This window comes from Escherichia sp. KCJ4928 (assembly GCF_004352695.1).
GTDB lineage: Bacteria > Pseudomonadota > Gammaproteobacteria > Enterobacterales > Enterobacteriaceae > ECMA0423.
The window spans coordinates 1-13,557 of the sequence record NZ_SJWV01000110.1; the positions used below are offsets into that span (position 1 = coordinate 1).

Sequence of the window (13,557 nt, forward strand, 5' to 3'; positions counted from 1 at the left end):
TGACTGGACCACTGGCTGGGCTGGTGATGAGCTGGGCGGGCGTACCGGTGATTTATCTGGCGGCGGCGGGACTGGTCGCAATCGCGTTATTACTGACGTGGCGATTAAAAAAACGGCCTCCGGAACACGTCCCTGAGGCCGCCTCATCATCTTAAAACTTACTGAATAACCAGCGTATTAATGATGTTTTCTGCGGTGGTCTGCGCTTTTTGCTGATCGTCAGCGGGCAGCGTAATTTGCATGGTCAGCAGTTGATTACCCACGTTACCCAGAATAACGGAAGAGTACGCCGTCTGGCCTTTCGCGGAGATAATACTGTCTAACTGCTGCATTTTGTGACCTTTCAGCTCAATGGCTTTATTGGTTACCACTTGCAGCTGCGGATCGCGGCTACGTTGCTGATCTTCCAGACGCTTCGCCAGCACCGCCAGATCTTCTTTCGGATCATCGCCCATGATGACGATGACTGCTTTCTGCCCGGTGGCGTCGGACCAGACATGCATGTTATTGGCCTGCGTTCCCAGCTTACCGCTCTGGTCGGTCATATCCGCTGGCAGCGAGAAACTTAACTTGCCATCAAGCAGGTTGACGGGATTCCCGGTAGCGTTACTTTCCGCGACCGAACCCTGCGCCGTAGCGTTAGTGTCTTTATCATCACAGGCCGCAAGCCCCATAACCAGCAGGCCAATTCCGACATATTTAACCAGATTGCGCATTGACTTCTTCCTTTCGATAAACGGCCATAACGGCTCATTCATCCATCTTATCACAACTCTGATAACGAACCTTTAACTCGCCTGCAAAGCGTTGATTTCGGATTTATCTGCCAGTCTTTTCAACAGCATATTGAGTAATACGCCATACATTGGCAGGAAGAAAACGATACTGATTAACACTTTGAAACAGTAATCGACCAGCGCGATTTCCATCCAGTGTTCAGCCATAAAGGCATCCGGGCTACGCCAGAAGGCAATGAAGAAAAAGGCCAGCGTGTCACTGACGTTACCGAACAGTGTGGACGCTGTCGGTGCCAGCCACCAGCGGCGACTTTGACGCAGGCGGTTAAAAACGTGCACGTCGAGGATTTGCCCCAGCGCGTAGGCCATGAAACTGGCGGTGGCGATACGGGCGACAAACAGGTTGAAGTGGGCGAGTGCGCCAAATCCCTGCCATGAACCCATATAGAACAGCGACGAGATGACATAGGAGATTAATAACGCAGGGATCATTACCGCGAAGATAATGCGTCGGGCCAGCGGTGCGCCAAAAATACGCACGGTCAGGTCGGTCGCGAGAAAGATAAACGGAAAACTAAACGCGCCCCAGGTGGTATGAAAACCAAAAATGGAGACCGGAAGCTGGACCAGATAGTTACTGGAGGTGATCACCAGCAGATGAAATAACGATAACCAGAACAACGCCTTATAGCGTTGAGTTTGCGAGAAAACGTTCATATTGTACCTTTTTGATTAACCATTGGGGTGAGGGAACCCAATACGTACGACACGTCTGTTATCTTAACATAATAACGTGCTTACCCTTTTTTCGAGCCGCCGCATGATACTGCTTTACGTTGACAATGCAATGGTTAATTTTCACGCAATCGTTAACCTGGTTTGCTTACGGACTCACAGGGCGTAAACTAGCGCCGTTTTTTTAAGTGATGAGAAGAAAATGACCGATCTCTTTTCCAGCCCTGACCACACACTCGACGCGCTTGGCCTGCGCTGCCCGGAACCGGTGATGATGGTGCGCAAAACCGTGCGCAATATGCAGCCTGGCGAAACTTTACTGATTATCGCCGACGATCCGGCGACGACCCGCGATATTCCTGGGTTTTGTACCTTTATGGAACACGAACTGGTTGCGAAAGAGACGGATGGACTGCCTTATCGTTATTTGATTCGTAAAGGCGGTTGATGGGGAAAGATTGGCTTCGATGCCGCCTTTTCCCCTCACCCTAACCCTCTCCCCAGAGGAGCGAGGGGACCGATCGCGCTCAATGTTGCGATCGGTTTGCCTTATCTCCTGCGCAACAATCTTAACGCATTCGCTGTTACCAGCACGGTCGCACCGGTATCTGCCAGCACCGCCAGCCATAGTCCGGTCATCCCTAGCAGCGTGGTGACGAGGAAGATCCCTTTCAGCCCCAGCGCAATAGTGATGTTCTGGCGGATATTGGCGTGAGTGGCGCGTGCCAGTTCAATCATTTGCACCAGGCCGCGCAGGTGGTTATGGGTTAATGCTGCGTCGGCGGTTTCCAGCGCCACGTCTGTGCCACTGCCCATTGCAATCCCAATGGCGGCAGCTTTCATCGCTGGCGCGTCGTTAATACCATCACCGACCATCGCCAGGGGCGCATGTTGATTCAGCTTGGTCACCGCTTTGACTTTATCTTCCGGCAATAGGCCCGCTTTAAACTCCAGCCCCAGCTCCCCGGCAATTGCCGCCGCTGCGCGTGGATTATCGCCGGTGAGGATCACTCCTTTAACCCCCAGCGCGTTCAGTTCACTGATGGCAGTTGCTGCGTCGGCGCGCAGGGTATCCTGCAATGCAATGATACCCAGCACGTCATCATTACGTACTACCAGCACAACCGTTTGCCCGGCGCTTTCCAGTTCATTAATCAAACCAGCAAATGCATCAGCGGGATGTTTCCCGGCAGCGCAAATCAATACGCGCTCACCGTTAACCTGCGCTTCAATGCCAGACCCGACCAGCGCCCGCTGTGATTCGGCGGTGGGAATGGCGAGTTCAGCAACCTGTGCTTCGCGTACGATGGCCTGCGCCAGTGGATGCGTCGCGCCTTGCTCGACCGCCGCCGCCAGTGTCAGCAGTTCAGATTCACTAATACCCGTTGCCGGATGAATCGCGGTAACGCGCGGTTTACCGACGGTCAGCGTACCGGTTTTATCAAACGCCACCTGAGTAACACGACCCAGCTGTTCCAGCGCCGCTCCGCCTTTAATCAACGCCCCACGACGCGCTGCCGCCGCCAGCCCGGAGGTAATCGCCGCAGGCGTGGAGATAACTAACGCACACGGGCAGCCAATCAGCAGCAGCGTCAGCCCTTTATAAATCCACTCCTGCCAGCTGGCGGCAAACAGCAGCGGTGGCACCAGCGTCACCAGCAGGGCGACGGCCATAATCGCTGGCGTATAAATACGGCTGAAACGGTCGATAAACCGCTCAATGGGGGCGCGGCGCTCTTCGGCTTCTTCGATCAGTTTCAGAATCCGGTCAATGGCGCTGGCACCCGGTTCTGACAGCACTTCCAGCGTTACCAGACGGTCTACGCTGGTGGCTCCTGCAGGAACTTTATCGCCCGTCGCGCGCTCCACCGGAATGGATTCTCCGGTCAGGGCGCTTTCATCAAAACTGGCAAACGGTGAGAGCAGTTTACCGTCGGCAGGCAAACGCCCACCTGCGGCGACTTCAATCACATCGCCAGGCCGCAGGCTGTTAATCGCCACCTCTTCCCGCTCACCGTTACGCAGGCGCGTGGCGGTTTCTGGTTTCAGCGCCATTAACGCGCTAACGCCCTGACGCGCGCGGCTGGCGGCCCAGCCTTCCAGTCGTTCACCAATCAAAAACAGCAGCAACACCATCGCAGCTTCAGCCGTTGCGCCAATAAACAGTGCACCAATAGCGGCTACGCTCATTAAGGTTTCAATGGCGAAGTAGCTGCCGGATTTGATCAGCCGTAATGCCTGACGAGCAATCGGGTACAGCCCAACCAGCGTGGTCGCGATAAACGCCAGTTGCCCAAACGGATGATTAAATTGCTCCAGACCCCAGCTGATTGCCATCATCACGATTAGCGTAATCAGCGGCAGATTCTCTTTCAGGCGCGATGCTTGTGGCTCGTCGGCGGCCTGCTCATCGTGCAGGGAATAGCCCGCTTTTTGCACCGCAGATTCAACCTGGGCACGGATATCATTGTCGGCATCGACCACCAGTTTTTCGGTGGCGAACAGTACCTGCACCTGATTCACACCTGCAAGCTGGCGCACGGCATTTTCTACCTTGCGCGCACAGGCGGCGCAGTCCATGCCGCTGACTTTCCAGCTATAGCGGGTGCCGGAGACGTTTTCAGAGAGCGTTGGCGAGCTGGAACATGCGCCGTCGCAGCAACAGTCGTTGGCGTTCTGTACCGTGGTTAGCGGTTTGAACGCAGCAAATTGAGGGGCTTTCTTGCCGTGATTGTCAGGAGTCGACATGGCATCCTCCGGTTAAGTTTTTTCTCATTAACCGAAGGATACACTCTGGAGTCGACTCCAGAGTCAAGTTTTATCAGAGATACAGCGAGCGGACGATGAGGAAATGACCGGCAAAGTAGCAGGCCGCAGCAATCGCGTTATCTGCCCGGAAGCGGCGGCGATAGTGGCTACCCAGCCAGACAAAGTTACTGATAAACAGCAATGAAGCGCCAACAAACGCAGAGAGTGCCGGAGCGGTCGGACGGAAGAACCACAGTTCACCTGCCAGCCACACCATCACCAGCGTCATGCCGATAAACGTGCAGATAGGCCAACGATACTCTTCCAGCCGCGTCCAGATAATCGCCAGTAACAGCGCGCCCAGAACCAGCAACACCAGTGGCAGAGGCCAGAAGAAAGAGAGCGTCATCTGACTGGCGAAATAGATGGTGTACAGCAGGTGCGAGAGGAAAAACGCGCCGATGGCGTACATCAGACGTTGACGTGGCAACAGGGTTAGCGCATCGCCCAGCAGTGAGGCGCACAGCCCTGCCAGCACCAGATAGCTAATGGCGTCGAACATCGGCGCTTGCCAGGCCAGTAACAGCAGGAGAAGAAGGGTTAACGGTTTAAACACCCAGCGTTGCCAGGTTGGCCCACGATACGATGCATCCACAGATAGCCATGCGGAAAGACAGACAGCGATAAACGACCAAAGCATCTTAGTTCCTTGAATTCGTTATTTTTTCGTAAGCGGAATGCCTACGGTCTTGCTTCCAGTTTAGTGGCGAGGGTGGACGGATGACAACACCATAACTGGCAGGGTATGCTTATTTCCGCATTTTCCGATGAGGGATAAAGATGAGCAAACCACCTCTTTTCTTTATTGTTATCATTGGCTTAATTGTCGTCGCCGCATCGTTTCGTTTTATGCAACAGCGACGGGAAAAAGCTGATAATGATATGGCTCCGCTCCAGCAAAAGCTGGTGGTGGTGAGCAACAAGCGGGAAAAACCGATTAACGATCGCCGTTCGCGCCAGCAGGAAGTGACTCCGGCAGGCACCAGTATGCGCTATGAGGCAAGCTTCAAACCGCAAAGCGGAGGAATGGAGCAGACGTTTCGCCTCGACGCCCAGCAGTACCACGCCCTGACAGTGGGCGATAAAGGTACGCTGAGCTATAAAGGAACGCGCTTTGTCAGCTTTGTAGGCGAACAATAAGGTTATTTTTTAACTTTAAATTTCTTCTGCCAGACCAGCAGTTCAAACACGCCGAAAAGGAAAATCCGCACCTTTTCGGCGGTGGTCATCTGCGGGCCATCTTTCGGTAAAGTGGATTTCAATAGCGCCAGTTGCATACCATGCATCAGCACGGTAAAAATCAGCGCCACGTTAACGAAAATATTCAGCGGGCGCGGGAAGGGATGCACCAGATTGAGGATTAAAAATCCCCAAACGCAGAGCATTAACAAACGACCAATATTAATCAGCATCACTTTCTCCTTGTGCTTCGCGTTGATACAGCCGATAAGCCACCTGACCCGCCACTTTTTCCCGATGTAATGACCAGTTTGCCGGAACAGTGGGCAGACCGTTTTCGACTTCGCTTTCGACATAAATCAGGGCTTCGTCAGCCAGCCAGCCGTTATCTTCCAGTAAATTTATCGTCTCTTCTAACAAGCCACGGCGGAACGGTGGATCGACAAACACGATATTATGCGGTGTGCCTTTTTGCGCCAGGAATGACATTGCGTTGCTGTTCACCACGCGTGCATTGCCTGCTTTTAGTGTCGCCAGATTCTTAATTAACTGCTGAGAAACCGCGCGATCCATCTCAATCAACGTGGCCCCCGCAGCATAGCGCGACAACGCTTCCAGCCCCAGCGCGCCGCTCCCGGCGAAGCAATCCAGACATTGGGCGTCAACAATGACCGGAGCCAGCCAGTTAAACAACGTTTCGCGTACGCGGTCGGTGGTGGGGCGCAGACCTGGGCTATCAGGAACCGGGAGTTTACGGCCTCGCCACTGCCCGCCAATAATGCGGATTTGGCCGCTGCCGGAATGATTCGGTTTTTTCATGATAAATTGCTCAATCCGCCAGATAACACATACTTGCAGGCGGTGATGTGAATTAAGTTAAGTGATAGACTATTTCATCATTTTTTTAGCTGCTATGTACATAGCGTTAACGCTGTGCCATGAAGCAACAGCGAGGAGTGTAGTCGCAAATGGCGAAAGAAAAAAAACGTGGCTTTTTTTCCTGGCTGGGCTTTGGTCAAAAAGAGCAGACCCCGGAAAAAGAGACAGAAGTTCAGAATGAACAAACGGTTGTAGAAGAAATCGTTCAGGCGCAAGAGCCTGTGAAGGCTTCTGAACAAGCCGTCGAAGAGCAGCCGCAGGCGCATACTGAGGCCGAGGCGGAAACTTTTGCTGCCGACGTTGTGGAAGTCACTGAACAGGTTGCTGAAAGTGAAAAAGCGCAGCCTGAAGCGGAAGTCGTTGCACAACCGGAACCGGTCGTAGAAGAAACGCCGGAGCCAGTGGCTATCGAACGTGAAGAGCTGCCGTTGCCGGAAGACGTCAACGCCGAAGAGGTTTCGCCAGAAGAGTGGCAGGCTGAAGCGGAAACCGTAGAGATTGTCGAAGCGGCGGAAGAAGAAGCGGCTAAAGAAGAAATCACCGACGAAGAGCTGGAAGCACAGGCGCTGGCTGCCGAAGCGGCAGAAGAAGCGGTGATAGTGGTTCCTCCGGCAGAAGAAGAGCAGCCGGTTGAAGAAATTGCCCAGGAGCAGGAAAAACCGACCAAAGAAGGTTTCTTCGCGCGCCTGAAACGCAGCCTGTTAAAAACCAAAGAAAATCTCGGTTCCGGATTTATCAGCCTGTTCCGCGGTAAAAAAATCGACGATGATCTGTTTGAGGAGCTGGAAGAACAGCTGTTGATCGCCGATGTGGGCGTGGAAACCACACGTAAAATAATCACCAATCTGACGGAAGGCGCATCCCGCAAGCAGCTTCGTGATGCCGAGGCGCTCTATGGCCTGCTGAAAGAAGAGATGGGCGAGATTCTGGCGAAAGTCGATGAGCCGCTGAATGTTGAAGGTAAAACGCCGTTCGTGATCCTGATGGTGGGCGTCAACGGTGTGGGTAAAACCACGACGATTGGTAAGCTGGCGCGTCAGTTTGAGCAGCAGGGTAAATCGGTGATGCTGGCGGCGGGCGATACTTTCCGTGCAGCAGCGGTTGAACAGCTTCAGGTCTGGGGTCAGCGCAACAATATTCCGGTGATTGCCCAGCATACCGGTGCGGATTCCGCCTCTGTTATCTTCGACGCCATTCAGGCAGCTAAAGCGCGTAATATCGACGTCCTGATTGCCGATACCGCCGGACGCCTGCAGAACAAATCGCACCTGATGGAAGAGTTGAAGAAAATCGTCCGCGTGATGAAGAAACTCGACGTTGAAGCGCCGCATGAAGTTATGCTGACTATTGATGCCAGTACCGGGCAGAATGCGGTAAGCCAGGCCAAACTGTTCCACGAAGCCGTTGGCTTAACCGGCATCACGCTAACGAAACTGGACGGCACGGCGAAAGGCGGGGTAATTTTCTCGGTGGCTGACCAGTTTGGTATCCCTATCCGCTACATTGGTGTCGGCGAACGTATTGAGGATTTGCGTCCGTTTAAGGCGGACGACTTTATAGAGGCACTTTTTGCCCGAGAGGATTAACAATGATTCGCTTTGAACATGTCAGCAAGGCTTATCTCGGTGGGAGACAGGCGCTGCAGGGCGTTACGTTCCATATGCAGCCGGGTGAGATGGCGTTTCTGACCGGTCATTCCGGCGCAGGGAAAAGTACCCTCCTGAAGCTGATCTGTGGGATTGAGCGGCCCAGCGCCGGGAAAATCTGGTTTAGCGGCCATGACATCACGCGTCTGAAAAACCGTGAAGTTCCGTTTCTGCGCCGCCAGATTGGCATGATTTTCCAGGATCACCATCTACTGATGGACCGTACTGTCTACGATAACGTGGCGATCCCGCTGATTATCGCTGGTGCCAGCGGTGACGATATTCGTCGCCGGGTGTCGGCGGCACTGGATAAAGTCGGGCTACTGGACAAAGCGAAGAACTTCCCTATTCAGCTTTCCGGCGGTGAACAACAGCGTGTTGGCATTGCCCGCGCGGTGGTGAATAAGCCCGCGGTACTGCTGGCGGACGAACCGACCGGTAACCTGGACGACGCGTTGTCGGAAGGGATTCTACGTCTGTTTGAAGAGTTTAACCGCGTTGGGGTAACCGTATTGATGGCAACGCACGACATCAACCTGATTTCACGGCGTTCCTATCGCATGCTCACCCTGAGCGATGGTCACTTGCATGGAGGCGTGGGCCATGAATAAGCGCGATGCAATCAATCATATTCGGCAGTTTGGCGGGCGTCTTGATCGCTTCCGTAAATCGGTCGGCGGCTCTGGCGACGGCGGTCGTAACGCCCCGAAACGCGCGAAATCCTCGCCAAAACCGGTAAATCGTAAAACCAACGTTTTCAACGAACAGGTGCGCTATGCCTTCCACGGCGCATTGCAGGATCTGAAAAGCAAACCGTTCGCCACGTTTTTAACGGTGATGGTTATCGCCATCTCCCTGACGCTGCCCAGCGTCTGTTATATGGTGTACAAAAACGTTAATCAGGCGGCGACGCAGTATTATCCGTCACCGCAAATCACTGTTTACTTGCAAAAAACGCTGGACGATGACGCCGCTGCGGGCGTGGTGGCACAGTTGCAGGCCGAGCAAGGCGTGGAGAAAGTGAACTATCTTTCTCGTGAAGACGCACTGGGCGAGTTCCGTAACTGGTCTGGTTTTGGTGGTGCGCTGGATATGCTGGAAGAAAACCCGCTTCCGGCAGTGGCGGTGGTGATCCCGAAACTCGATTTTCAGGGGACGGAATCACTCAATACGCTGCGTGATCGTATCACGCAGATTAACGGCATTGACGAAGTGCGGATGGATGACAGCTGGTTTGCCCGTCTGGCGGCGTTGACCGGGCTGGTCGGGCGCGTTTCGGCGATGATCGGCGTGTTGATGGTGGCGGCAGTGTTCCTCGTCATCGGCAACAGCGTACGTCTGAGCATCTTTGCTCGCCGTGACTCCATCAACGTGCAGAAACTGATTGGTGCGACGGATGGTTTCATCCTTCGCCCGTTCCTGTATGGTGGCGCACTGCTGGGATTTTCTGGCGCATTGTTGTCATTAATTTTGTCAGAAATTCTGGTGCTGCGATTGTCATCGGCGGTTGCGGAAGTGGCACAGGTTTTCGGAACGAAGTTTGATATCAATGGATTATCGTTCGATGAATGCCTGCTATTGCTGCTGGTATGCTCGATGATTGGCTGGGTGGCAGCGTGGCTTGCCACGGTACAACATTTACGCCACTTTACGCCTGAATAATAAAAGCGTGTTATACTCTTTCCCTGCAATGGGTTCCGTAGCAGGGAAAGAGATCCCGTTGTCTCTTCCCGGTATTTCATCTCTATGTCACATTTTGTGCGTAATTTATTCACAAGCTTGCATTGAACTTGTGGATAAAATCACGGTCTGATAAAACAGTGAATGATAACCTCGTTGCTCTTAAGCTCTGGCACAGTTGTTGCTACCACTGAAGCGCCAGAAGATATCGATTGAGAGGATTTGAATGACTGACAAAATGCAAAGTTTAGCTTTAGCCCCAGTTGGCAACCTGGATTCCTACATCCGGGCAGCTAACGCGTGGCCGATGTTGTCGGCTGACGAGGAGCGGGCGCTGGCTGAAAAGCTGCATTACCATGGCGATCTGGAAGCAGCTAAAACGCTGATCCTGTCTCACCTGCGGTTTGTTGTTCATATTGCTCGTAATTATGCGGGCTATGGCCTGCCACAGGCGGATTTGATTCAGGAAGGTAACATCGGCCTGATGAAAGCAGTGCGCCGTTTCAACCCGGAAGTGGGTGTGCGCCTGGTCTCCTTCGCCGTTCACTGGATCAAAGCAGAGATCCACGAATACGTTCTGCGTAACTGGCGTATCGTCAAAGTTGCGACCACCAAAGCGCAGCGCAAACTGTTCTTCAACCTGCGTAAAACCAAGCAGCGTCTGGGCTGGTTTAACCAGGATGAAGTCGAAATGGTGGCCCGTGAACTGGGCGTAACCAGCAAAGACGTTCGTGAGATGGAATCACGTATGGCGGCACAGGACATGACCTTTGACCTGTCTTCCGACGACGATTCCGACAGCCAGCCGATGGCACCGGTGCTCTATCTGCAGGATAAATCATCTAACTTTGCCGACGGCATCGAAGATGATAACTGGGAAGAGCAGGCGGCAAACCGTCTGACCGACGCGATGCAGGGTCTGGACGAACGCAGCCAGGACATCATCCGTGCGCGCTGGCTGGACGAAGACAACAAGTCCACGTTGCAGGAACTGGCTGACCGTTACGGTGTTTCCGCTGAACGTGTGCGCCAACTGGAAAAGAACGCGATGAAAAAACTTCGCGCCGCTATTGAAGCGTAATTTCCGCTATTAAGCAGAGAACCCTGGATGAGAGTCCGGGGTTTTTGTTTTTTGGGCCTCTACAATAATCAATTCCCCCTCCGGCAAAACGTCAATCCCCACGCAGATTGTTAATAAACTGTCAAAATAGCTATTCCAATATCATAAAAATGGGGTATGTTTTAGCAGAGTATGCTGCTAAAGCACGGGTAGTCATGCATAAAACGAAATAAAGTGCTGAATCACAACACCACAACACACGTAATAACCAGAAGAATGGGGATTCTCAGGATGAATATAAAGGGTAAAGCGTTACTGGCAGGATGTATCGCGCTGGCATTCAGCAATATGGCTCTGGCAGAAGATATTAAAGTCGCGGTCGTGGGCGCAATGTCCGGTCCGGTTGCGCAGTACGGTGACCAGGAGTTTACCGGCGCAGAGCAGGCGGTTGCGGATATCAACGCTAAAGGCGGCATTAAAGGCAACAAACTGCAAATCGTAAAATATGACGATGCCTGTGACCCGAAACAGGCGGTTGCGGTGGCGAACAAAGTCGTTAACGACGGCATTAAATATGTGATTGGTCACCTCTGTTCTTCATCAACGCAGCCTGCGTCTGACATCTACGAAGACGAAGGCATTTTAATGATCACCCCAGCGGCAACCGCACCAGAGCTGACCGCTCGTGGCTATCAGCTGATCCTGCGCACCACCGGCCTGGACTCCGACCAGGGGCCGACGGCGGCGAAATATATTCTTGAGAAGGTGAAACCGCAGCGTATTGCTATCGTCCACGACAAACAGCAGTACGGCGAAGGTCTGGCGCGTGCGGTCCAGGACGGCCTGAAGAAAGGCAATGCTAACGTGGTGTTCTTTGATGGCATCACCGCCGGGGAAAAAGATTTCTCTACGCTGGTGGCGCGTCTGAAAAAAGAGAATATCGACTTCGTTTACTACGGCGGTTATCACCCGGAAATGGGGCAGATCCTGCGTCAGGCACGCGCGGCAGGGCTGAAAACTCAGTTTATGGGGCCGGAAGGTGTGGCTAACGTTTCGCTGTCTAACATTGCGGGCGAATCAGCGGAAGGGCTGCTGGTGACCAAGCCGAAGAACTACGATCAGGTTCCGGCGAACAAACCCATTGTTGACGCGATCAAAGCGAAAAAACAGGACCCAAGCGGCGCGTTCGTCTGGACCACCTACGCCGCGCTGCAATCTTTGCAGGCGGGCCTGAATCAGTCTGACGATCCGGCTGAAATCGCCAAATACCTGAAAGCGAACTCGGTTGATACCGTGATGGGGCCGCTGACGTGGGATGAGAAAGGCGATCTGAAAGGCTTTGAGTTCGGCGTATTTGACTGGCACGCCAACGGCACGGCAACCGATGCGAAGTAACAGATAGATAAATGAAAATGCCCGATGCGCTGAACTGCCATCGGGTTTTTTTGTGTTTGTCGAAATGGTTGTAGAAAGATTAAACAATCCAGGATATGCTTAATGTACGGTGACATACCGTACATATTATACGGAGCAGGAGAGTTCACATGTCTGCTGTTAAAAAGCAGCGTATCGATCTGCGTTTAACTGACGATGACAAAAGTATGATTGAGGAAGCGGCAGCGATATCTAATCAGTCCGTCAGCCAATTTATGTTGAACAGCGCTTCGCAGCGGGCTGCGGAAGTGATTGAACAGCATCGGCGGGTGATCCTCAATGAGGAATCCTGGACGCGGGTGATGGATGCGCTGAGTAATCCACCGTCACCTGGTGAAAAGCTAAAACGTGCGGCAAAACGTCTTCAGGGAATGTAATAATTTATGGATGATCTGACGATAGAGATTCTGACCGATGATGCAGATTATGATCTACAGCGATTCGACTGCGGCGAGGAAGCGTTAAATCTCTTTCTGACGACACATCTCGTTCGTCAACATCGCAACAAAATTCTGCGAGCGTATATCCTTTGTCGCAACACTCCAGAACGTCAGGTGCTGGGATATTACACATTATGCGGCAGTTGTTTTGAACGAGCCGCATTGCCCTCGAAATCGAAACAGAAAAAAATTCCCTACAAAAATATTCCCAGCGTTACTCTTGGGCGTCTGGCAATTGATCGTTCATTACAGGGGCAGGGATGGGGAGCAACACTGGTTGCTCATGCCATGAAAGTCGTCTGGTCAGCCTCTTTAGCGGTAGGTATTCACGGTCTTTTTGTCGAGGCGCTGAATAAAAAAGCCCATACGTTTTATCAATCGCTGGGCTTTATCCCGTTGGTCGGAGAAAACGAAAATGCGTTATTTTTCCCAACCAAATCCATCGAACTGCTTTTCACACAGAGCGATTAACGCTTCTCCCAGCCGCCCTGTTGCGCCGTAAATCCCAGTGCCTGCATAAACGCCGTCATCACACCGCGATCTTCCACGCCTGCATCCGCCATCCACCAGCATGAAACGCCAGGATTGTTACGCAAAACCTCTTCCAGCAGATATTGCCCCACACCGCGACGGCGGGTGACTTCCCGCACGCGCAGGGAATCCAGTGCTCCCTCGGTGCCGCTTAAGGTTACCCGCACGGCCGCTAGCAGGCGCTCGTTAAAACGCGCGGCGTAGATGCGGTGGTTATCGTCAACCTGTAAAGAGGAAGGGGAATACTCCGGCCAGATCTTTTGCAGGTCAATCCGGTCCTGGTCGCTAAAGTTTTCTAATCGAATGATGGTCAGCTTCATGGGTAACCCGTGTAAATCACAAAAGTGGAACCAGTGTAGCGAAATAATTTAATCGGAGGCTTTCTCTTTTTTATTTCTTTTGGCAGGTGATTAATTTTTTAACAGCAA

Annotated in this window: 16 protein-coding genes and 1 pseudogene; 10 read left to right on the plus strand and 7 right to left on the minus strand. The window is 52.8% G+C overall.

What is annotated here, in order from left to right:
* Nucleotides 1–155: pseudogene (locus tag E0D98_RS15505) on the plus strand (MFS transporter); the annotation flags it as partial.
* Between the two features lie 3 nt (nucleotides 156–158).
* Here E0D98_RS15505 and dcrB read toward each other — a convergent pair.
* A complete protein-coding gene (gene dcrB / locus E0D98_RS15510; protein WP_001245295.1) occupies nucleotides 159–716 on the minus strand; it encodes a phage sensitivity protein DcrB in 558 nt (185 codons plus the stop codon).
* A 72-nt stretch (nucleotides 717–788) separates the two neighbouring features.
* A complete protein-coding gene (locus tag E0D98_RS15515) occupies nucleotides 789–1,454 on the minus strand; it encodes a 7-cyano-7-deazaguanine/7-aminomethyl-7-deazaguanine transporter (protein WP_001100467.1) in 666 nt (221 codons plus the stop codon).
* 220 nt (nucleotides 1,455–1,674) lie between these two features.
* Here E0D98_RS15515 and tusA point away from each other — a divergent pair, with 220 nt between their 5' ends.
* A complete protein-coding gene (tusA, locus tag E0D98_RS15520; protein WP_000130621.1) occupies nucleotides 1,675–1,920 on the plus strand; it encodes a sulfurtransferase TusA in 246 nt (81 codons plus the stop codon).
* Nucleotides 1,921–2,021: 101 nt separating this feature from the next.
* Here tusA and zntA read toward each other — a convergent pair whose 3' ends face one another.
* Together zntA and E0D98_RS15530 are read right to left on the minus strand one after the other, a co-directional pair.
* On the minus strand, nucleotides 2,022–4,220 hold the full coding sequence (gene zntA, locus E0D98_RS15525; protein ID WP_050877117.1) for a Zn(II)/Cd(II)/Pb(II) translocating P-type ATPase ZntA: 2,199 nt from the start codon (nucleotides 4,218–4,220) through the stop codon (nucleotides 2,022–2,024).
* Nucleotides 4,221–4,293: 73 nt separating this feature from the next.
* On the minus strand, nucleotides 4,294–4,920 hold the full coding sequence (locus E0D98_RS15530) for a lysoplasmalogenase (RefSeq protein ID WP_000964718.1): 627 nt from the start codon (nucleotides 4,918–4,920) through the stop codon (nucleotides 4,294–4,296).
* Nucleotides 4,921–5,060: 140 nt separating this feature from the next.
* On the opposite strand from E0D98_RS15530, the gene E0D98_RS15535 reads away from it, so the two are divergent.
* A complete protein-coding gene (locus E0D98_RS15535) occupies nucleotides 5,061–5,420 on the plus strand; it encodes a DUF2500 domain-containing protein (protein ID WP_000042900.1) in 360 nt (119 codons plus the stop codon).
* 2 nt (nucleotides 5,421–5,422) lie between these two features.
* Here the strand turns inward: E0D98_RS15535 and E0D98_RS15540 are convergent, their stop codons facing one another.
* Nucleotides 5,423–5,692 carry a DUF1145 family protein gene (locus E0D98_RS15540; protein WP_001295207.1) on the minus strand — a complete coding sequence of 90 codons (270 nt, stop codon included), beginning with the start codon at nucleotides 5,690–5,692 and terminating at the stop codon, nucleotides 5,423–5,425.
* The gene (gene rsmD, locus E0D98_RS15545; protein WP_000743193.1) at nucleotides 5,682–6,278 is read right to left on the minus strand and encodes a 16S rRNA (guanine(966)-N(2))-methyltransferase; all 597 of its coding nucleotides are present in this window, start codon (nucleotides 6,276–6,278) and stop codon (nucleotides 5,682–5,684) included. Before rsmD ends, E0D98_RS15540 begins: the two co-directional genes overlap by 11 nt.
* A 149-nt stretch (nucleotides 6,279–6,427) precedes the next feature.
* Between rsmD and ftsY the strand changes: the two genes are divergently transcribed.
* From ftsY to ataT, 7 genes are all read left to right on the plus strand, one after another.
* Nucleotides 6,428–7,924 (plus strand): signal recognition particle-docking protein FtsY, encoded by a 1,497-nt coding sequence (gene ftsY, locus E0D98_RS15550; RefSeq protein WP_001040689.1) that lies wholly within the window; start codon nucleotides 6,428–6,430, stop codon nucleotides 7,922–7,924.
* A gap of 2 nt (nucleotides 7,925–7,926) precedes the next feature.
* A complete protein-coding gene (ftsE, locus tag E0D98_RS15555) occupies nucleotides 7,927–8,595 on the plus strand; it encodes a cell division ATP-binding protein FtsE (RefSeq protein WP_000617723.1) in 669 nt (222 codons plus the stop codon).
* Entirely contained in the window at nucleotides 8,588–9,646 is a 1,059-nt protein-coding gene (ftsX, locus tag E0D98_RS15560) for a permease-like cell division protein FtsX (protein ID WP_001042003.1), read from the plus strand. Before ftsE ends, ftsX begins: the two co-directional genes overlap by 8 nt.
* A gap of 244 nt (nucleotides 9,647–9,890) precedes the next feature.
* A complete protein-coding gene (gene rpoH, locus E0D98_RS15565) occupies nucleotides 9,891–10,745 on the plus strand; it encodes an RNA polymerase sigma factor RpoH (RefSeq protein WP_000130217.1) in 855 nt (284 codons plus the stop codon).
* A 270-nt stretch (nucleotides 10,746–11,015) separates the two neighbouring features.
* Nucleotides 11,016–12,119, plus strand: coding sequence for a branched chain amino acid ABC transporter substrate-binding protein LivJ (livJ, locus tag E0D98_RS15570; RefSeq protein WP_001021996.1), 1,104 nt, complete (start codon nucleotides 11,016–11,018; stop codon nucleotides 12,117–12,119).
* 149 nt (nucleotides 12,120–12,268) lie between these two features.
* Nucleotides 12,269–12,535, plus strand: a complete 267-nt coding sequence (gene ataR / locus E0D98_RS15575; protein WP_001277108.1) for a type II toxin-antitoxin system antitoxin AtaR — start codon at nucleotides 12,269–12,271, stop codon at nucleotides 12,533–12,535.
* A 6-nt stretch (nucleotides 12,536–12,541) separates the two neighbouring features.
* The gene (gene ataT, locus E0D98_RS15580) at nucleotides 12,542–13,069 is read left to right on the plus strand and encodes a type II toxin-antitoxin system toxin acetyltransferase AtaT (protein ID WP_000342449.1); all 528 of its coding nucleotides are present in this window, start codon (nucleotides 12,542–12,544) and stop codon (nucleotides 13,067–13,069) included.
* Here the strand turns inward: ataT and panM are convergent.
* Nucleotides 13,066–13,449, minus strand: coding sequence for an aspartate 1-decarboxylase autocleavage activator PanM (gene panM, locus E0D98_RS15585; RefSeq protein ID WP_000778795.1), 384 nt, complete (start codon nucleotides 13,447–13,449; stop codon nucleotides 13,066–13,068). The genes ataT and panM overlap by 4 nt on opposite strands.
* Nucleotides 13,450–13,557 lie beyond the last annotated feature (108 nt).